Raw genomic sequence first — 20,240 nt, 5'->3', positions numbered from 1 at the left:
GGTGGCCGGGTCACCTCTCGGCGGCCACCCGGAAGGTGATCCCCGCCCCGCGCAGCCGGTCCGTGAGGGCGTCGCCCATCGCGACCGCGGTGGTCACCTGGCCCGCCGTCTCGGGCAGGTCGTCGAGCGCGAGCGACAGCGCCGACTCGGCGAACATCTTCGCCGTCTCGCCGTAGCCGGGGTCGCCGCCCGCGACCTCTGTGAACACCCGGCGGCCCGCGCCCTCGCCCACGAACCGCACCGAGAACCAGCTCCGCGCGCGCCGCTGCTCGTCCGGGCCCTCGCCCGGCCTGAGGCGGTTCGACAGCCAGCGCCGGGCGGGCGGCAGCTGGGCCGACGCGTACAGCGCGCCCGCGGCCGCCACCCCGCCCACGGCGAACGGCAGCCTCTTGACCGCTGCGTAGTGCCGGTAGCGGAAGTCCGGCCCGTACCGCTCGAGGACCCGAGCCGAGCGCTGCACGATCTGCGGATCGATCGTCGGCAGCGGCAGCGCCCAGGCGGCGACCTCCTTGGCGTACCGCGGACGGCTCGCCGGCGCGTACGCGCGGCGGCCCAGTAGGCGCGGCTCGTGCCGGCGGCGGTCGCGCGCGGCCGCCAGCATCTGCGGACCGCGTGAGAACTGGTTCAGCGCGGACGCCAGGGTGCCGCCCGAGAGCATCGCGTCGGACCGTACGAAGCCGTCGATGCGCAGCGGTACGCCCTCGGGCAGCTGCAGCACCGTGAAGTACACGCCCAGGTCGTGCGGCACCGAGTCGAAGCCGCACGCGTGCACCAGCCGGGCGCCGGTCTCACGCGCGCGTGCGTCGTGCCTGACGTAGGTGAGGTCCACGAACTCGGGCTCGCCCGCCAGGTCGGCGTAGTCGGTGCCGGCGTCGGCGCAGGCGGCGACCAGGTCCTGCCCGTACCTGAGATACGGGCCGACCGTCGTGGCCACCACGCGCGCGTGCTCCGCCATGTCGCGCAGCGACGCCGGGTCGGCCACGTCCGCCCGCAGCAGGGCGGGTTCTGTCAGCCCCGGCGCGAGGGCGGCGAGCCGTTCGCGCAGCTCCTCCAGCTTGGTCGTGCTGCGGCCCGCGATCGCCCAGCGCAGCCCGTCGGGCGCGTGGGCGGCCAGATACTCCGCCGTCAGCTGCCCCACGAAACCGGTCGCGCCGAAGAGCACGACGTCATACGCCCGATCGGTCCTGTTCTGCCTGCTCATGGCACCCCTCAGCCGTGCGTTCCGGGCCGCTGTCGGTGGCCGAGGCTAGCGTGAGGAACACGGGGCTGAACCGGCGCCCCAGGCCCCTCGAGTCCATGATTGGCTAAGCGCTTGCTCGCCCAGGGCTTGTGGGGCACGGAACGCGTTCTTAACATCGCTGGTGTTACAGCAGTCGTGTCACAGTGCTTGGGGGCGCCATGGCAGAGGCACAGACCGGGCCCGGAGCGCGCGGTCCGCTCGCCGGTGTGCGCGTCGTGGAGCTGGCGGGCATCGGTCCCGGGCCCTTCGCCGCCATGCTGCTGGCCGACCTCGGCGCCGATGTGGTGCGCGTCGACCGCCCCGGCGGGGGCGGACTCGTCATCGACCCCGAGTACGACATCACGAACCGCAACAAGCGCTCGGTGCTGATCGACCTCAAGGCGGGGAACGGACCGGCCCGCGTGCTCGACCTGGTCGAACGCGCGGACATCCTCATCGAGGGCTTCCGTCCGGGCGTCGCAGAGCGCCTGGGCATCGGTCCGGACGCCTGCCGGGCCCGCAATCCGCGGCTCGTCTACGGGCGGATGACGGGCTGGGGCCAGGACGGGCCGCTCGCCCACCGCGCCGGGCACGACATCGCGTACATCGCGCTCACCGGCACCCTCGGCACGATGGGCAAGCCCGGCGAACCGCCCACCGTCCCCGTGAACCTGGTCGGCGACTTCGCGGGCGGAGCCCTCTATCTGGTCGTCGGCGTCCTGGCAGCGCTGCACCACGCCCGGGCGACCGGTACCGGGCAGGTCGTGGACGCCGCGATCGTCGACGGCGCCTCGCATCTCGCCGCGATGATCCACGCCATGCTGGCGGCGGGCACCTGGCAGGACCGCCGCGGCGCGAACCTGCTCGACGGAGGCTGCCCGTTCTATGGCTGCTACGAGACCGCGGACGGCCGGTACATGGCGGTCGGTGCCCTGGAGCAGCAGTTCTACGACGAGTTCGTGGAGCTCCTCGGCATCCGTGATGAGGCTCCGGACCGGTGGGACCTGGCGCGTTGGGGGGAACTGCGCGACGCCGTCGCCGCCCGCTTCAAGACCCGCACGCGCGACGAGTGGACCGCTGTCTTCGAGGACTCGGACGCGTGCGTGGCGCCCGTCCTGTCGCTGCGTGAGGCACCGGCCCATCCTCATCTCGCCGCGCGCGGAACGTTCACCGAGCACGTTGGCATCACGCAGCCCGCGCCCGCTCCCCGCTTCTCCGCGACGCCCACCGCCGTGCGCGGCGGACCGGCGCAGCCGGGCGCCGACACCGCCGACGTGGCCCGCGACTGGGACCTCCCGCAGCTGATCACGAACGGCTCGACCCCGAACGGCTCCACCCCGGCGCCGGGCGCCCCGAACCCGACACAGCACACCCCGAAGGACGGCGACTGACCGATGACCACCGAAGCGTATGTGTACGAGGCCATCCGCACCCCGCGCGGGCGCGGCAAGGCCAACGGCGCCCTGCACGGCACCAAGCCCATCGACCTCGTGGTCGGTCTGATCCACGAGATCCGCGCCCGCTTCCCGGACCTGGACCCCGGCGCGATCGACGACATCGTGCTCGGCGTCGTCAGCCCGGTCGGCGACCAGGGCTCCGACATCGCGCGCACGGCCGCCATCGCCGCGGGCCTGCCCGACACCGTCGCCGGCGTCCAGGAGAACCGCTTCTGTGCCTCGGGCCTGGAGGCGGTCAACCTCGCGGCGGCGAAGGTGCGTTCGGGCTGGGAGGACCTCGTACTCGCGGGCGGTGTCGAGTCGATGTCGCGCGTGCCGATGGCCTCGGACGGCGGCGCCTGGTTCAACGACCCGATGACCAACCTCGCCGTCAACTTCGTGCCGCAGGGCGTCGGCGCCGACCTGATCGCCACGATCGAGGGATTCTCGCGGCGCGACGTCGACGAGTACGCGGCGCTGTCGCAGGAGCGTGCCGCGGCCGCCTGGAAGGACGGCCGCTTCGACAGTTCCGTCGTACCCGTACGCGACCGCAGCGGCCTCGTCGTCCTCGACCACGACGAGCACCTGCGCCCGGGCACCACCGCCGACTCGCTCGCGGGGCTCAAGCCGTCCTTCGCCGACATCGGCGACCTGGGCGGCTTCGACGCGGTGGCGCTGCAGAAGTACCACTGGGTGGAGAAGATCGACCACGTGCACCACGCGGGCAACTCGTCGGGCATCGTCGACGGCGCCTCGCTGGTCGCCATCGGCTCGAAGGCGGCCGGCGAGCGCAACGGTCTGCGCCCGCGCGCCCGTATCGTCTCGGCCGCCGTCTCCGGCTCCGAGCCCACCATCATGCTCACCGGACCCGCGCCCGCGACCCGCAAGGCCCTCGCCAAGGCGGGGCTGACCATCGACGACATCGACCTCGTCGAGATCAACGAGGCCTTCGCGGCGGTCGTGCTGCGCTTCGTGAAGGACATGGGCCTGTCGCTGGACAAGGTCAACGTCAACGGCGGCGCCATCGCGCTCGGCCACCCGCTCGGCGCCACCGGCGCCATGATCCTCGGCACCCTCGTCGACGAGCTCGAGCGCCAGGACAAGCGCTACGGCCTCGCCACGCTCTGCGTCGGCGGCGGCATGGGCATCGCCACGATCGTCGAGCGCCTCTGACCGTCCTGTCCCCACCAGCCCCAGTCTTTCCGACTCTTACGGAGCACCGCAGATGAGCACCGAGCCCACCACCATCCGCTGGGAACAGGACGAGACCGGCGTCGTCACCCTCGTCCTCGACGATCCGAACCAGTCCGCGAACACCATGAACGAGGCCTTCCGCGCCTCCATCGCCGCGATCGCCGACCGCGCCGAGGCCGAGAAGGACTCCATCCGCGGCATCGTCTACACCTCCGCCAAGAAGACCTTCTTCGCGGGCGGCGACCTCAAGGACATGATCGAGGCCGGCCCCGAGCAGGCCCAGCAGGTCTTCGACACCAGCACGGACGTCAAGACCTCCCTGCGCCGCATCGAGACCCTCGGCAAGCCGGTCGTCGCGGCCATCAACGGCGCGGCGCTCGGCGGCGGCTACGAGATCGCGCTCGCCAGCCACCACCGGATCGCGCTGGACGCACCCGGCTCCAAGATCGGCCTGCCCGAGGTCACCCTGGGCCTGCTCCCGGGCGGCGGCGGAGTGACCCGCACCGTACGGCTGATGGGCATCGCGGACGCGCTGCTGAAGGTGCTGCTCCAGGGCACCCAGTACTCCCCGCAGCGCGCGCTGGAGAATGGCCTCGTCCACGAAGTGGCCTCATCCCACGAGGACATGATGGCCAAGGCGCGCGCGTTCATCGACGCGCACCCCGAGTCCTCGCAGCCCTGGGACGTCCCCGGGTACCGCATCCCGGGCGGCACCCCGTCGAACCCCAAGTTCGCCGCCAACCTCCCCGCCTTCCCGGCCAGCCTGAAGAAGCAGCTGAACGGCGCGCCCTACCCGGCGCCGCGCAACATCCTCGCGGCGGCCGTCGAGGGCTCCCAGGTCGACTTCGAGACCGCCCTCACCATCGAGGCCCGGTACTTCACCGAGCTGGTCACCGGCCAGACCGCGAAGAACATGATCCAGGCGTTCTTCTTCGACCTGCAGGCCGTGAACGCGGGCCGGAACCGGCCGACGGGCATCGAGCCGCGCCAGGTCCGCAAGGTCGCGGTGCTCGGCGCCGGGATGATGGGCGCGGGCATCGCGTACTCGTGCGCCCGCGCGGGCATCGACGTCGTCCTCAAGGACGTCTCGGTGGACGCAGCCGAGCGCGGCAAGGGCTACTCCGAGAAGCTCTGCGCCAAGGCCGTCGCCAAGGGGCGTACCAGCCAGGAGAAGGCCGACGCGCTGCTCGCCCGCATCACACCGACCGCCGACCCCGCCGACCTGGCGGGCTGTGACGCGGTGATCGAGGCCGTCTTCGAGGACCCGGCGCTCAAGCACAAGGTGTTCCAGGAGATCCAGAACATCGTCGAGCCGGACGCGCTGCTGTGCTCCAACACCTCGACGCTGCCCATCACGCTCCTGGCTGAGGGCGTCGAACGACCCCAGGACTTCATCGGACTGCACTTCTTCTCGCCCGTCGACAAGATGCCCCTCGTCGAGATCATCAAGGGCGAGCGGACCGGGGACGAGGCCATCGCCCGCGCCTTCGACCTGGTCCGGCAGATCCGGAAGACCCCGATCGTCGTCAACGACTCGCGCGGCTTCTTCACCTCGCGCGTCATCGGGCACTTCATCAACGAGGGTGTCGCGATGGTCGGCGAGGGCATCGAGCCCGCGTCGGTCGAGCAGGCGGCGGCCCAGGCCGGATACCCGGCGAAGGTCCTGTCGCTGATGGACGAGCTGACCCTCACGCTGCCGCGAAAGATCCGCAAGGAGACACAGCGCGCCGTAGAGGAAGCGGGCGGCACCTGGACCCAGCACCCCGCCGACGCGGTCATCGACCGCATGGTCGACGAGTTCGGCCGCACCGGCAGGAGCGGCGACGCGGGCTTCTACGAGTACGTGGACGGCAAGCGGACCGGGCTCTGGCCGGGGCTGCGAGAGCACTTCACCAAGCCGGGGCATGAGATCCCGTTCCGCGACATGCAGGAGCGCATGCTGTTCTCGGAGGCGCTGGACACCGTCCGCCTCCTGGAGGAGGGCGTGCTGACCTCCGTCGCCGACGCCAACATCGGCTCCATCTTCGGCATCGGCTTCCCCGGCTGGACCGGCGGCGTCCTGCAGTACATCAACGGCTACGACGGCGGCCTGCCCGGTTTCGTGGCACGCGCGCGTGAGCTCGCCGAGCGCTACGGAGAGCGCTTCCAGCCGCCCGCGCTGCTCGTCGAGAAGGCGGAGAACGGCGAGAAGTTCAGCGACGGCTGAGCGGCGGGCGACCGGGACGGGGCCGGGCGGGGCCGGAACGGGGCCGGGCGGGGCCGGCCGGGACGGGGCCGGGGCGGGCGGCGCACCGGCATACGGCTCCGTCCCGGCTACGCATACGGCTGGGCAGCAGACCGGCGCACGGCGGGACCCGCGCGTATGGCGGGACACGCACGCACGTACGTACGGCGGGACCCACACGACGGGACGCGTTCCTCAGGCCTGGAACGCGTCCCTCAGCTCATCCCGGAGCGACCGCTGGAAAGCCGTCACCAGCGCCTGCACCACGATCGGCTGCATATCGGCCGAGAGCGACTTCATCGCCGCGACACAGTTCGGGTCTGACTGTCGCTCGCGATCCGCACCCCACACCTCGTCGCGGAACAACTGCGCGAGCTCGTGCGCCACGGAACGGGCATGCTCCAGCAGCACCGTCCGGGCGGCGAGGATCGTCTCGTGCGCGATCGGTACGTCCAGCAACTGGACCCCCAGTCGCAGCAGGCCCGGGTCGACGCGGTAGGTGACCTGGGCACCATCGGAGATCACGGCACCCTCGGAGATCACGCCCATCGCCGCCAGCCGGTCCACGTCCTCGTCGGAGAGCCTCCGCCCGGACCGGCGCTCCAGCTCGGCGCGGGTGGCGTGATCCGCGGGGCCGGGTGCCCACGTGGACACCACGGCCCGATGGATGGCGAGCTCCTGGGCGCTCAGGCCGGCCGGCAGCTGCTCGAGATACCGCTCGATCGCCGCCAGCGTCATCCCCTGCCGCTGCAGTTCTTCGATGAGGCCCAGCCGGGACAGGTGTTCCGGCCCGTAGTGCCCGACCCGGCGTGGCCCGAGCACCGGGGGCGGCAGCAGCCCCTTGGAGCCGTAGAAGCGGATCGTGCGGACGGTGACGCCCGCGCGGGCGGCCAGTTCGTCGATCGTCAGTGCCGGCTCGGCGCTGTCCGTCGGCTCGGCGCTGTCCGTCGGCATGGCGGTGTCCGTCGGCATGGGATCCCCTCGCTTCCCGGGCGGCGCAGGCAGCACTCCGATGCAACAGTATTGCTGTCTCACCACTCCTGTGAAAGCGCTGCCGCACCGTGGCCGCCCGCAGCCCTGGGGCCACTCGGAGGCGGCCAGGGCCACGACTGGGCCGCCTCGCACAGCCCCTGACCAGCCTGTACAGCCGCTGGCCAGCATGTGAGATGTTCCGCTCTGTGATCTATGTCACCGCATGGATATCGATGCATGCGAGAAGGTGTCGAGTCGGCCCGGGCCGCCTTACAAGGGCACGGCGCGGTCCGCAGCACATCCATGCCGGACACCATCCGGAGCACAACCAGCACCACAACCGGAACACCATCCGGACATCGAAGAAAACACCGGACCGCATCCGGGGCACAGAAGGCAGAACCACCTGTGAGCAAGGACGCCGTAGACACGGCCGCGGTCGCATCCCCCGCGGACGTGGCCCGGACCCCCGCGGACGCGGGCGACGCCGGATACAGCAAGGACCTCAAGGCGCGCCACGTCAACATGATCGCCATCGGCGGCGCGATCGGCACCGGACTCTTCCTCGGCGCCGGCGGCCGCCTCAACTCGGCAGGCCCCGCACTGGCCCTCGCCTACCTGGTGTGCGGCATCTTCGCCTTCTTCGTCGTACGCGCGCTCGGCGAGCTCGTCCTCTACCGGCCCTCGTCCGGTTCCTTCGTGTCGTACGCGCGCGAGTTCCTCGGTGAGAAGGGCGCCTTCGTCGCCGGCTGGATGTACTTCCTCAACTGGTCGACGACCGGCATCGCGGACATCACCGCGGTCGCGCTCTACACGCACTACTGGAGCTTCTTCACCGACATCCCGCAGTGGGTCCTGGCGCTGATCGCGCTCTCGGTCGTCCTCGTCGTGAACCTGATCTCGGTGAAGATCTTCGGCGAGCTGGAGTTCTGGTTCGCGATCATCAAGGTCGCGGCACTGGTCGCGTTCATGTTCATCGGCATCTTCCTGCTGGTCACCCAGCATGAGGTGGGTGGCCAGACCCCGGGCCTGAGCGTCATCACCGACAACGGCGGCTTCCTGCCGCACGGCCTGATGCCCGTCGTGATCGTCATGCAGGGCGTCGTCTTCGCGTACGCCTCGCTGGAGCTGGTCGGTGTCGCCGCGGGCGAGACCGCCGAGCCGCACAAGGTCGTGCCGCGCGCGGTCAACTCGATCATGTGGCGCGTGGGCCTCTTCTACGTCGGCTCGGTCGTCCTGCTGGCGCTGCTGCTGCCCGGCTCCGTGTACTCGGCGGGTGAGAGCCCGTTCGTGACGGTGCTGTCCAAGATCGGCGTTCCGGCGGCCGGCGACGTGATGAACCTGGTCGTCCTGACCGCGGCCATGTCCAGCCTCAACTCGGGCCTCTACTCCACGGGCCGCATCCTCCGCTCCATGGCGATGGCCGGTTCCGCGCCCGGGTTCACCGCGAAGATGAACCGCAGCCAGGTGCCGTACGGCGGCATCATGCTCACCGCCGCGGTGTGCGTGCTCGGCGTCGGCCTGAACTTCCTGCTGCCCGGCCAGGCCTTCGAGATCGTCCTCAACGTCGCGTCGCTCGGCATCATCAGCACCTGGGTGATCATCATGATCTGCCACCTGGCGTTCGTCCGCCGCGCCAAGCAGGGCCTGCTCACCCGTCCCAAGTTCCGCCTCCCCGGCAGCCCGGTCACCGAGATCGTCACCATCGCCTTCCTGCTGGCCGTCCTCGGCCTGATGTGGAACGACCCCGAGATCGGCCGCAAGACGCTCTACCTCATCCCGCTCATCGCAGTCGCACTCGTCGCGGGCTGGTACGGGGTACGGCGGCGGATCTCGCGGACGGTCGACCAGGAGATGGGCGAGCTCAGCAAGTAGTGATCCTCAATGGGCGGTAGCCACCTCCCATGGGCGGTGGCTGCCTCCTCGTGGGGGTACGTTTCGGCCAACTCTGGCGCAGATGCGCGTTGTTTCGCACGGATGAGCGGGTAGGTCGTGGTTATGTATCTCGTTCCCACGGACATAGGCCCGCTCAATCCGAAGGTCGAGGAACTCGCGGTCGCGCTCCCGCTGTTCGCCGCGGTGTTCTTCCTCATCGCGCGTGTGCTGCCGCGGATCAACCGCGTCATCGCCGAGCGCGAGGACGCGATCGAGGGTGCCGCCGAGCGTGCGGAGGCGGTGCGCCGCAGGGCGGAGAGCGAGCGCGCCAAGACGGAGCAGGTCCTGGCCGAAGCCCGTCATGGCGCGGCACGCATCCGGCAGCGGGCCGCCGAGGAAGGCGCTGCGCTGATCGCCGCTGCCCGGGAGGACGGGATGCGCGAACGCGACGCGATCATCGAGGCCGGGCACGCCACCATCGAGGCCCAGCGCGCCGCGGCCGAGGCGGAACTCCGCATCAGCGTCTCGGAGCTGGCGTCCAACCTGGCGAGCCGCATCGTGGGGGAGCCGCTGCCTGCGCGGACAATGGCGGATCCGCGCGCCTGATCCTCCCTGTCCGGGGCAGGCGTTCCCCCGTCACGCGCCACGCGCCCCGCGCCACCCGCTGTCCGTCGCGAGGCCGAGGCCGCTGGCTGCGGGCTCGGAGAGCCCTCTACGTGCGGTGATCGCATACTGGATGCGTAGGAGCCGGCCGGACACGGGATCTGGGCCCGAGACCTCCGACTCGGGCGAAAGCCGCGTTGCGGGGGTGCCCGGCACCCGTCCCCCTCCGCTCCGGCCGCCTCGCCAGCCCTGCACCGCAGGCCGGGCAGAGGAGCGCATCGGCATGGCCGAAGACCTTCGGTCCGCGAACCGGGGGAGAGGGGGCCGGCCACGTGCGGCCCATGAGGCCGATGCGGTGGAGACGACCGAGCCCCGCCCGTCGGACGGCATCGCACCGCCCCTGCCCAGCACGGCCCTGCCGCCCCCGGCCAGCACCGTCCTGCCGCCCCCGCCCAGCACCGTCCTGCCGCCCCCGCCCGGCGGCCTCCTCTGGGACGTCACCGGCGAGATCCGCACACTGCTCACCCTGCCGCCCGCGCTCGCCCTCCAGGTGGCGAACCCCGCCGTCGCCGCGGGCGTCGACGAGTACTCCGTGTTCCGCACGGATCCGTGGGGACGCGGCGAGCGGTCCCTGCGGTCCCTGCAGCTGTGGGTCTACGGAGGGCAGGCGGCCGCCGCCGAGGAAGGACGGCGGCTGAGGCGGCTGCACCGTGCGATCCGGGGAACGGACGCGCACGGCCGCCCGTACCACGCCCTCATGCCCGAGGCCTACGCCTGGGTGCACGCCACCGGGTTCCCCGTCATGCGGCACGCCCGGCAGTACCTCGGCCGTCGCCCGTACACCGACGACGAGGAGCGGCAGCTGTACGCCGAGTGGCTCCAGGTCGGCCGGGTCCTGGGCATCCGCGACCGGGACATGCCGGGGACCCTCGAGGAGTTCTGGCCGTACTACCGCGCGATGCTCGCCGAGGAACTGGAGCTCACGAGGGTGGTGCAGGAACTGGTCGCGGTGGACCGTCCCATCCCGCCCCCGGACCGCGGCCCGCTCGCGATACGTCTCGCCCTGCGCGCGCTGTGGCCCGTCCTCCTACCGCAGTTCGTCCGCTTCCGGCGCTTCGTCACCATCGGGCTGATGCCCCCCGGCGCCCGCGAGGCGATCGGCCTGCCCTGGACGCCGGTTCAGGAGCGCCGCCTGCGCCGCTTCGGACATGCGGTACGCACGGTGGTCCCCCTCCTCCCTGAGCGCCTCCGCTACTTCACCCTGGCCCGACGGGCCCGAGCCGCCCACCGGGCCGCCCCGGCCGGCCCCACCCACGCATCAGGATGACCCCTGTCAGGCGGCGGCCCCGCCCACCAGCCGGGCCGCCCCCTGCGCGCATCCCCACGCCACCGTGACACCCGCACCACCGTGCCCGTAGTTGTGCACCAGCACCCCGCCTCGCGGCAGGATCTCGCGCTCCAGCCGCACGGCGTCGCGCGCCGGCCGCAGCCCCACCCGGTGCTCCAGCACCCGCGCACCGGCAATCTCGGGACGTACCTGCGCACACCGCTTCACGATCTCCTCGGCCACCGTCGGATCGGGCTCCAGAGACCAGTCGTCGTCGTCCGCGGTGCCGCCGAGCACGAGTCCGTACGGCTGCGGAAAGAAGTACGTCGTGGCGTGCGAAGCCGGGTCCGCGGCCGTGAACCACGTCGTGACCCCCGGGTTCTCCACCACGACCAACTGGCCCCGCACGGGACGCACGGCGGGATCCCCCGCCAACTCCCGGGCGCCGAGACCCGCGCAGTTGACCACCACGGGCGCCTGATCGGTCGCCTCGGACAGGTGCCCGACAGTGCGCTCCTCGATGACACCGCCCGCCGCCGACAGCCGTTCGCCGAGCCACCCCAGATGCGTGGGCATGTCGATCAGCGGAAGCCGCGCCCACAGCCCCTCCCCGGCGAAGGCCCCTGCCTCCCCGGCCCCTGCCACCCGCAGCCCGGGCACCCGCGCGGCCCAGTCGCCCAGCCCGTCCAGACGCGTGTCGGCGTGCACGCCCTCCACCATGCGTACGCCCGTCTCGCCGGACCGCTCCGCCAACTCCTCGTACACCCGCAGCGTCCGCAGCGACCAGTCGCCGACCTGAGCCTCCGGCTCGATGCGGTACGGCCACCACAGCGCGCCCGCGACCGCTGACGTGGTGCGTCCGGCGGGCTCCCGGGTCCAGACCCGCACCCTGCGCCCCTGCTCGGCCAGCACGACGGCAGTCGTCAGACCTATGACACCGCTGCCCACCACGATCACGTCCCTGTTCATGCCCCGGACCGTAGCGGAATGAGTGATGCCGTGCTCACATCAGGTTCCAGGTGGGGATACTCAGGACATGTGTGCCGAGTACGCGACCTTCGGTCTGGCCCCGGCTGTGCGTGCCGGCGGGGTCCTCGCCAATGGTGACTACCAATTGCACCGGGATTTCGTCGACTTCATCGTCGACGGAAGGCCGCTGCTCTTCCAACTGTCCGATCTCGACGCGGTGTCGCCGCTCGCCTCCGACATCCCGCCCGCGATCTTCACCGCCCAGGTGCGTGCGCTGCTGCTGGAGGCGGAGGCTCCGCTGCCCGGCGGGCGGTACGTGATCTACGGCTGCCCCGAGTGCGAGGGAATCGAGTGCGGCGCGGTCACCGCGGCCATCGACAAGGCCGACGACGGCAGCGACGACTTCGTCTGGCGGGACTTCGCCTGGCAGACCGACGAGCACGCCGATCTCGAACTCAACGGCTATCACGGCATAGGGCCGTTCCGCTTCCGCGGCGCCGAGTACCGCAGTGCGCTGCAGAGCCTGCTCGACCGGCAGGAACCGGCGCCACGCCGTGTCCTGCTGATCGGCGCCCGCGTCGCCGTCCTCGCCAAACTCGCCGCCGCCCTGCGCACCATCGGCATCGGCGCCGAGATCACGACGGACGCGGCGGACGTCCCCGCGGACGAACTGCGCACCTACGGAGCGGTCGCCTTCGGCCGCGCCGTCAGTGAAGGACAACGCGCCGCCGTACGGGGCGCGTTCAAGCGCGCCGGTGTGGACGTCGCCTACGTCGACGGGCTGGCGCCGATCATCCCGCTGCTCGTCGCCCAGATAGAGCACGCCCTGGACCGCAGCCCGCTGGAGCAGCGCCGGCTCACCCGTCTCGTCGCCGCCGACGGCGAGGCCGGTGTCGAGGTCAGCTCCACCTGCCGCGTCCAGCTCACCGCGTACCGCCTCGACAGGCTGTACCGCACGCACACCCACGAGGTGTTCGACGACATCCTCGAACCTGGCAAGCACCGAATTGCACTGGACGCGAAGGCGACCAAGGGGGAATCCTTCATCGTGGCGCGCACGACGGACAGCGTGCTGGTCGCGCCCATGGCGCGATGACCCACCGACCGGCCGGGGGCGAGCCGTACATCGCCCTGACGACGATGAGTTCTGAGAAGAGCTGGAGGTACGCCTCCGTGGCGCGGTGAGCGCCCGGAGGAGCGGACCGTCGATCCGTACGCGGACGCCCGGCGAACTGCGCCGCGCGCGCCGACCGCGCACCCACTCCTGCTGGGACCACCTCTACGTGGCGCCCCTGTGGCCGCTGCACGGTGCGAACCTGGGCACCCTCGCCCGTACGTGTGACGCGACCGGGGCATGCCTGACCGTGCCGCGCTTCCCGTGGGTGCCGGAGGCGCTGGCCCGCGGGAACACCCTCCGCAAGCCGCCGTGCGTGCACTGGACAGGCGACCCGGTGGGCTGGCTGGAGCGGGAGCGCGCACGGGGGACACGCGTCGTCGGCGTGGAACTGGCCGACGAGGCGATCCGCCTTGCCGAGCTCCCGCCCGCCCGGGAGCGGACCGTGATCGTCCTCGGACATGAGCAGCAGGGCATACCCCCGGAGGCGCTGGACCTGCTGGACGTGTGCGTGGAGATCCCGATGGTCGGGACGGGCGCCAGCCTCAACGTGGCCGTCGCGGGATCACTGGTGCTGTACAAGCTGGCCGGGCTGCTGTGACGGGTCCGAAGCGCCCATGTCCGATGCGCCCATGCCGTGCCGTGCCTTGCCGCGCGATTCCAGTCACCCGCGAGTCACTCGTTAGGATCTACGTCCTGATGACTGCCACCCTCGTCGCCAAGAACCTCGCCGCCGGGCACGGCGACCGCTCCCTTTTCTCCGGGCTCGACCTCGTCGTCGCACCGGGGGATGTGATCGGGCTCGTCGGTGCCAACGGCGCCGGGAAGTCCACGCTGCTGCGTCTGCTCGCCGGGCTCGACGCCCCCGAGGAGGGTGAGCTGCGGCTTTCACCGCCCTCCGCCACCGTGGGGCATCTGCCGCAGGAGCCCGAACGGCGCCCCGGCGAGACCGTACGGGAGTTCCTCGCCCGCCGCACCGGTGTCGCCGAGGCGCAGCGCGCCATGGACGCGGCCACCCAGGCACTCGTCGACGGTGCGCCGGGCGCCGACGACGCCTACGCGATCAGCCTGGAGCGGTGGCTCGGCCTCGGCGGTGCCGACCTGGACGAGCGGGCCGAAGAGGTCGCCGACTCGCTCGGGCTGCGCATCGAGCTCGACCAACCCATGACGTCGCTGTCGGGTGGACAGGCCGCGCGGGCCGGTCTGGCGTCCCTCCTCCTGTCCCGCTACGACGTGTTCCTGCTGGACGAGCCCACCAACGACCTGGACCTGGACGGACTCGAGCGCCTGGAGCGGTTCGTCACCGGACTGCGCGCCGGGACGGTCGTCGTCAGCCACGACCGTGAGTTCCTCGCCCGCACGGTCACCAAGGTCCTCGAACTCGACCTCGCCCAGCGGCAGATCAACCTCTACGGCGGTGGATACGAGGCGTACCTGGAGGAGCGCGAGACCGCGCGCCGGCATGCCCGCGAGGAGTACGAGGAGTACGCCGACAAGCGGGCGGCCCTGCAGGAACGGGCGCAGATGCAGCGCACCTGGATGGACAAGGGCGTCAAGAACGCCCGCCGCAAGGCGGGGGACAACGACAAGATCGGCCGGAAGTTCCGCAGCGAGGCGAGCGAGAAGCAGGCCGCGAAGGCCCGGCAGACCCAGCGCATGATCGAGCGGCTCGATGTCGTCGAGGAGCCCCGCAAGGAGTGGGAGCTGCGGATGGAGATCGCCGCGGCGCCGCGCTCCGGCGCGGTCGTCGCGTCCCTGCGCGATGCCGAGGTGCGGCGTGACGGCTTCGTGCTGGGGCCCGTGACGCTGCAGATCGACTGGGCCGACCGGGTCGCCGTCACCGGCGCCAACGGCGCGGGCAAGTCCACGCTGCTCGCCGCCCTCCTCGGCCGTGTCCCGCTCGACGCGGGGCATGGGGCACTCGGCGCGGGCGTCCTCATCGGCGAAGTGGACCAGGCCCGGGCGCTGTTCCACGGCCCGGAGTCACTCCTGGACGCGTTCTCCGCGGCCGTCCCCGACACCGAGCCCGTCGAGGTCCGCACCCTGCTGGCCAAGTTCGGGCTGAAGTCCGACCACGTGCTGCGCCAGGCGGCGACCCTCTCCCCGGGCGAACGCACCCGAGCGGCCCTGGCGCTGCTCCAGGGCCGCGGCGTCAACCTCCTCGTCCTCGACGAGCCGACCAACCACCTCGACCTGCCCGCCATCGAACAACTCGAGTCCGCCCTCGACTCGTACCAGGGCACCCTGCTCCTGGTCACCCACGACCGCCGCATGCTGGACGCGGTACGCACGACGCGGCGGCTGGAGGTAGCGGACGGCAAGGTAACGGAACGCTGACCAGCCCGTCCGGTTGCGGGCAGCCGTCCCGCCGCCGCGTTGTGGGCAGGCGTTCCGCAGGGCGGAACGGGTGGGCACAACCCACCCGTCACGGTAACTCGGCGTACGACGTCAACCCCGCACCGCGGGGGCCAAACCTCAGCCCCGACCCCCCTTGGGGTCGACCAACCCCGCGCGCCGAAGCGCATCAGCCATCGCACTGTTGGCAGGCGGCGGAGGCGCCTGCCGAGACCCACCGCCCCCGCGGCCCTGCCGCGACTGCTGCCCCCGCTGCTGGGGCGGCCGCCCCCCACGCTGGGGTCGCCCACCCCCGGCAGAAGAGGAAGACGCAGGCGCAGCCTCGTCGTCCAACCGCAGCGTCAGCGAGATCCGCTTACGCGGAATGTCGACATCCAGCACCTTCACCTTGACGATGTCACCCGGCTTCACCACGTCCCGCGGGTCCTTGACGAACGTCTTGGACATCGCGGACACATGCACGAGACCGTCCTGGTGGACACCGACGTCCACGAACGCGCCGAACGCGGCGACGTTCGTGACGACCCCCTCCAGCACCATCCCGGAGGACAGGTCGGAGATCTTCTCGACGCCCTCCCTGAACGTGGCCGTCTTGAACGCCGGACGCGGGTCCCGCCCCGGCTTCTCCAGCTCGCGGAGGATGTCCGTCACGGTCGGCAGACCGAAGGTCTCGTCCACGAAGGCGTCGGCGCGGAGTGAGCGCAGCACCGCCGTGTTGCCGATCAGCGACGCCACATCGCCGCCCGTGGTCTTCACCATGCGGCGCACCACCGGGTACGCCTCGGGGTGCACGCTGGAGGCGTCCAGCGGGTCGTCGCCGCCGCGGATCCGCAGGAAGCCCGCACACTGCTCGTACGCCTTCGGGCCCAGCCGGGCCACGTCCTTGAGACCCTGCCGCGACGTGAACGGGCCGTTGGCGTCCCGGTGGGCCACGATGTTCTCGGCGAGGCCGCTGCTGATGCCGGAGACCCGGGCGAGCAGCGGCGCGGAGGCCGTGTTGACGTCCACGCCGACGCCGTTCACACAGTCCTCGACGACCGCGTCGAGCGAGCGCGACAGCTTCACCTCGGAGAGGTCGTGCTGGTACTGGCCGACACCGATGGACTTCGGGTCGATCTTGACCAGCTCGGCGAGCGGGTCCTGGAGACGGCGGGCGATGGAGACGGCGCCGCGCAGCGACACGTCCATGCCCGGCAGCTCCTGCGACGCGAAGGCCGAGGCCGAGTACACCGAGGCGCCCGCCTCGGACACCATCACCTTGGTCAGCTTCAACTCGGGATGCTTGGTGATCAGTTCACCGGCCAGCTTGTCCGTCTCGCGGGAGGCCGTGCCGTTGCCGATGGCGATCAGCTCGACCGCGTGCTCCTTGGCGAGCCGCGCGAGCTTGGCGATGGCCTCGTCCCACTTGTTCTGCGGGACGTGCGGGTAGATCACGTCCGTCGCCACGACCTTGCCGGTCGCGTCGACCACGGCCACCTTCACGCCCGTACGGAAACCGGGGTCGAGCCCCAGCGTCGCGCGCGTACCCGCCGGGGCGGCGAGCAGCAGATCGCGCAGGTTCGCGGCGAAGACCTGCACCGCCTCGTCCTCGGCTGCCGTACGCAGCCGCAGCCTCAGGTCGATGCCGAGGTGCACCAGGATGCGCGTGCGCCAGGCCCAGCGCACCGTGTCCACCAGCCACTTGTCGGCGGGACGACCGCGCTCGGCCACCCCGAACCGACTGGCGATGATCGCCTCGTACGAGGAGGGGCCGGGCTCGTCAGAGGGCTCCTCCGGCTCCAGGACGAGGTCGAGGACCTCCTCCTTCTCGCCGCGGAGCATCGCGAGGATCCGGTGCGAGGGCAGCTCGGTGAAGGGCTCGGCGAAGTCGAAGTAGTCGGCGAACTTGGCGCCCGCCTCCTCCTTGCCGTCCCGCACCTTGGCGGCGAGGCGGCCGCGCGTCCACATGCGTTCGCGCAGCTCGCCGATGAGGTCGGCGTCCTCCGAGAAGCGCTCGGTGAGGATGGCACGGGCGCCGTCCAGTGCGGCCTGCGGGTCCGGGACGCCCTTGTCGGCGTCGACGAAGGCGGCGGCCGCGGCGAGGGGCTCGACGGTGGGGTCGCCGAGCAGCCCCTCGGCGAGCGGCTCCAGGCCGGCCTCGCGCGCGATCTGCGCCTTGGTGCGCCGCTTCGGCTTGTACGGCAGGTAGATGTCCTCGAGCCGGGCCTTGGTCTCGGCGCCGCGGATCTGCGCCTCCAGCTCGTCGGTGAGCTTGCCCTGCTCGCGCACCGAGTCGAGGATCGCCGTCCGGCGCTCCTCGAGCTCCCGCAGATAGCGCAGCCGCTCCTCGATCGTGCGCAGCTGCGCGTCGTCGAGCATCTCGGTCGCTTCCTTGCGGTAGCGGGCGATGAAGGGCACCGTCGAACCGCCGTCGAGCAGCTCGACGGCAGCCTTGACCTGCCGCTCCCGTACGCCGAGCTCCTCGGCGATCCTGCCTTCGATGGACCCTACGAGGGGTGTGGTCACGATCCCGTACCGCCTTCTCCACTGAGGTTGCGCGGCAATTGTGGCAGGCCCCGCCGACAACCGAGGATCTGGCACGGCCCTGTGCGGGTGAGAGTGAGGTCACCCGTGCGCTGCCGGCACGGGTGACAGACCGCCTGGCCGGCGGGCTCGGCGCTGTCCGCGCTCGTTCACGCCCGGTGGGCCCGCCCTGTGCGGCGCGTCGAGTGGGCGGCGCCGCCGAACAGCCGGGCCAGAGCCCGGAAGGGCAGGGTCACCACAGTGGCGATGGCCGCCCCGATCTGACGCAGAACATCTGCAATTGCACGGAGCACGTCTTCTCCTTTCGTCTTCCCGCCGGAAACGGTCGGGAACGGCCCGGATGGCCGCGGACGAACGGGTACCTCGGCTTCCGTCGACCATGCAGTCGGCTGCACTTGCGGCTGCGGCGGACAGCGGCAATGAGCCGCAGTCAGTTCTTGCCGATCATCCCGGCCGGAAAGGCCCCCGCCGCCACGGCCGCCATGAGAAAGCCCCCCGCGAGTTCGGTGAGTCGTTCGACGCCCGCCGCGCCCAGGTGTTCGTACGGCGCCCGGTCGAGCCGGTCCGTCTGCGTCTCGAGATCACGCCGAAGCGCGGTCCCGGCGTCCGTCAACTCGCCGTCCACGTCGAGCAGTCCACGCGAACGCAGCCGCTCCGTCGCCGCGTCCCAGTCCTGCCGGGACCATCCGCGGGTGCCCAGCACCCACTTCGGAGACATGCCCTTGCCGGTCGCGGTGTGCGTCACCAGGGCCTCCAACGGATCGAGTTCCGCAGCCAGCAGCACGGCGAGGTGCCCGTCACCGCGGTATTCGCGCAGGAGCGTCGCGGCGTGCCAGTACGCCAGGTGCGGCTCCTCGGGCACAGGCAGGTCGGCGTGCGCGGCGTACAGCGGGCGTGCCGTCCTGCTGCACGCCTCGGTGGCGCGCAGGGCGAGGCGGGCCGCCTCGGCCATCTCCTCCGAGGCGAGCGCCTCCTTTCCGAGGAGACGGCGCAGCGTCGCGTCGACGGCACGCGCGCGTGCCGCGAGGACCGTCTCCGGAGAGGCGATGCGCCATACCGCGGGGACGTGCCGCGCCACGAGCTCGTGGTTGAAGTTGTAGAACGTGGCCGTCACCGTGCCCGCACCGACCGGGCCCATGGCGGCCGCCCGCACCGCGAAGTACGCGGCGTTGCGGTCCTCGATGCCGATACCCGCCATCTCCTTTGCGAGGTCCGGCGAGAAGTAGTGGGTCGAGTGCAGCGGATTGATCGCGTTGTGGCATCGGCGCGCGGCGCGCTCCGGCAGGGGTGAGTTCATGCCGCGCAGATTACCGACTGGTTGGTATGTCGTGAAGGCGAAGGCCGATAGTCACGGGCCGCGATGGCAGGATAGGTGGGGAACTCGTCATTGCAGCCATGACCCCCGCATCGAAGAATCGAGGCATGGCCCAGCACCGATCCGTTCTCGTCGTCCTCTTCGACGACGTCCAGAGCCTCGACTTCACCGGCCCCGTGGAGGTGTTCACGGGCGCCGCCAAAAGCTCCGGGGACCCGGACACGTACCGGATCCGCACCGCCTCGCTCGACGGCGGACCCGTCCGCACCTCCAGCGGGCTCACCCTCGTCCCCGACTGCGCCCTCCACGACGCGGCTGACCCGCACACCCTTCTCGTCCCCGGAGGCCAGGGCACCAGAACGCCCGACCCGCAGCTGATCGACTGGCTGCGCGAAAGGGCCCCGGGAGCCGAGCGCCTGGTCTCCGTGTGCAGCGGGGCGCTGCTGCTGGCCGCGGCCGGACTGCTGGACGGCCGTCGGGCCACCACCCACTGGAACGTGTGCGACCGGCTCGCCCGCGACCACCCGGCCGTCGAGGTCGACCCGGACCCGATCTTCGTACGCGACGGGAACGTGGCCACGTCCGCCGGTGTCACCTCCGGCATCGACCTGGCTCTCGCGCTCGTCGAGGAGGATCTGGGACGGGAGACGGCGCTCACGGTCGCGCGGCACCTGGTCGTCTTCCTCCGTCGCCCCGGCAACCAGGCCCAGTTCAGCGCCCAGCTCGCCGCGCAGACCGCGCAGCGCGAACCGCTGCGCGACGTCCAGCAGTGGATCACCGAACACCCCGATGGCGACCTGTCCGTCGAGTCGCTCGCCGCGCGCGCCCGGCTCTCACCGCGCCACTTCGCCCGCGCCTTCCAGGCCGAGACCGGCGTGACACCCGGCCGGTACGTCGAGCGCATACGCATCGAACACGCGCGCCGGCTCCTGGAGGACACCTCCGACGGGATCGAGGAGATCTCACGCGCCTGCGGCTACGGCACCCCCGAGGCGATGCGCCGCGCCTTCCTCAAGGCACTCGGCTCTCCGCCCGCCGAGTACCGCCGCCGCTTCCACGCACCCGTCCCTCGCTGAGCCCGCACCGCCCACACACACCACACCGAAGGGCAGTC

Annotated in this window: 16 protein-coding genes; 10 read left to right on the top strand and 6 right to left on the bottom strand. The window is 71.5% G+C overall.

The window, feature by feature from the left end:
• Nucleotides 1–10: 10 nt before the first annotated feature.
• The gene (locus STSP_RS20625) at nt 11–1,201 is read right to left on the bottom strand and encodes a saccharopine dehydrogenase family protein (protein ID WP_067280082.1); all 1,191 of its coding nucleotides are present in this window, start codon (nt 1,199–1,201) and stop codon (nt 11–13) included.
• A gap of 197 nt (nt 1,202–1,398) precedes the next feature.
• Here STSP_RS20625 and STSP_RS20620 point away from each other — a divergent pair, with 197 nt between their 5' ends.
• Genes STSP_RS20620 through STSP_RS20610 form a run of 3 tightly spaced genes read left to right on the top strand, consistent with a single transcriptional unit; the run spans nt 1,399 to nt 6,055 of the window.
• Nucleotides 1,399–2,610: a CaiB/BaiF CoA transferase family protein gene (locus tag STSP_RS20620; protein WP_067280079.1), complete on the top strand. Its 1,212-nt coding sequence runs from the start codon at nt 1,399–1,401 to the stop codon at nt 2,608–2,610.
• A 3-nt stretch (nt 2,611–2,613) separates the two neighbouring features.
• Complete coding sequence (locus STSP_RS20615; RefSeq protein WP_067280076.1) at nt 2,614–3,828, top strand: acetyl-CoA C-acetyltransferase; 1,215 nt, start codon at nt 2,614–2,616, stop codon at nt 3,826–3,828.
• Nucleotides 3,829–3,880: 52 nt separating this feature from the next.
• Nucleotides 3,881–6,055, top strand: a complete 2,175-nt coding sequence (locus STSP_RS20610) for a 3-hydroxyacyl-CoA dehydrogenase NAD-binding domain-containing protein (RefSeq protein ID WP_067280073.1) — start codon at nt 3,881–3,883, stop codon at nt 6,053–6,055.
• 213 nt (nt 6,056–6,268) lie between these two features.
• Here the strand turns inward: STSP_RS20610 and STSP_RS20605 are convergent, their stop codons facing one another.
• Nucleotides 6,269–7,045, bottom strand: coding sequence for a MerR family transcriptional regulator (locus tag STSP_RS20605; protein ID WP_408646337.1), 777 nt, complete (start codon nt 7,043–7,045; stop codon nt 6,269–6,271).
• Between the two features lie 408 nt (nt 7,046–7,453).
• Here STSP_RS20605 and STSP_RS20600 point away from each other — a divergent pair, with 408 nt between their 5' ends.
• From STSP_RS20600 to STSP_RS20590, 3 genes are all read left to right on the top strand, one after another.
• Nucleotides 7,454–8,920, top strand: a complete 1,467-nt coding sequence (locus STSP_RS20600) for an amino acid permease (RefSeq protein ID WP_067280071.1) — start codon at nt 7,454–7,456, stop codon at nt 8,918–8,920.
• Nucleotides 8,921–9,043: 123 nt separating this feature from the next.
• Entirely contained in the window at nt 9,044–9,526 is a 483-nt protein-coding gene (locus STSP_RS20595) for a F0F1 ATP synthase subunit B family protein (RefSeq protein ID WP_067280069.1), read from the top strand.
• A gap of 436 nt (nt 9,527–9,962) precedes the next feature.
• Complete coding sequence (locus STSP_RS20590; protein WP_067280182.1) at nt 9,963–10,850, top strand: oxygenase MpaB family protein; 888 nt, start codon at nt 9,963–9,965, stop codon at nt 10,848–10,850.
• Between the two features lie 6 nt (nt 10,851–10,856).
• Here the strand turns inward: STSP_RS20590 and STSP_RS20585 are convergent, their stop codons facing one another.
• A complete protein-coding gene (locus STSP_RS20585; protein ID WP_078067357.1) occupies nt 10,857–11,819 on the bottom strand; it encodes an FAD-dependent oxidoreductase in 963 nt (320 codons plus the stop codon).
• 67 nt (nt 11,820–11,886) lie between these two features.
• On the opposite strand from STSP_RS20585, the gene STSP_RS20580 reads away from it, so the two are divergent.
• The 3 genes from STSP_RS20580 (at nt 11,887) to STSP_RS20570 (ending at nt 15,270) form a co-directional block, all read left to right on the top strand.
• Entirely contained in the window at nt 11,887–12,915 is a 1,029-nt protein-coding gene (locus STSP_RS20580) for an oxidoreductase (protein WP_067280064.1), read from the top strand.
• Between the two features lie 85 nt (nt 12,916–13,000).
• The gene (locus STSP_RS20575) at nt 13,001–13,534 is read left to right on the top strand and encodes a TrmH family RNA methyltransferase (protein ID WP_067280061.1); all 534 of its coding nucleotides are present in this window, start codon (nt 13,001–13,003) and stop codon (nt 13,532–13,534) included.
• Nucleotides 13,535–13,632: 98 nt separating this feature from the next.
• Nucleotides 13,633–15,270, top strand: coding sequence for an ABC-F family ATP-binding cassette domain-containing protein (locus STSP_RS20570; RefSeq protein WP_067280059.1), 1,638 nt, complete (start codon nt 13,633–13,635; stop codon nt 15,268–15,270).
• 138 nt (nt 15,271–15,408) lie between these two features.
• Here the strand turns inward: STSP_RS20570 and STSP_RS20565 are convergent, their stop codons facing one another.
• The 3 genes from STSP_RS20565 to STSP_RS20560 all read right to left on the bottom strand — a co-directional run bounded on the left by STSP_RS20565 (nt 15,409) and on the right by STSP_RS20560 (nt 19,108).
• Entirely contained in the window at nt 15,409–17,793 is a 2,385-nt protein-coding gene (locus STSP_RS20565; RefSeq protein ID WP_067280056.1) for a Tex family protein, read from the bottom strand.
• 167 nt (nt 17,794–17,960) lie between these two features.
• On the bottom strand, nt 17,961–18,104 hold the full coding sequence (locus STSP_RS39715) for an LPFR motif small protein (RefSeq protein ID WP_198547393.1): 144 nt from the start codon (nt 18,102–18,104) through the stop codon (nt 17,961–17,963).
• Between the two features lie 137 nt (nt 18,105–18,241).
• On the bottom strand, nt 18,242–19,108 hold the full coding sequence (locus STSP_RS20560; protein WP_067280053.1) for an SCO6745 family protein: 867 nt from the start codon (nt 19,106–19,108) through the stop codon (nt 18,242–18,244).
• A 125-nt stretch (nt 19,109–19,233) separates the two neighbouring features.
• Here STSP_RS20560 and STSP_RS20555 point away from each other — a divergent pair, with 125 nt between their 5' ends.
• Nucleotides 19,234–20,202, top strand: coding sequence for a GlxA family transcriptional regulator (locus STSP_RS20555; protein ID WP_067280051.1), 969 nt, complete (start codon nt 19,234–19,236; stop codon nt 20,200–20,202).
• Nucleotides 20,203–20,240: the final 38 nt, after the last annotated feature.

This window comes from Streptomyces jeddahensis, assembly GCF_001642995.1.
GTDB classification, from domain to species: domain Bacteria; phylum Actinomycetota; class Actinomycetes; order Streptomycetales; family Streptomycetaceae; genus Streptomyces; species Streptomyces jeddahensis.
This window is presented reverse-complemented; position numbering and strand designations above follow the sequence as displayed.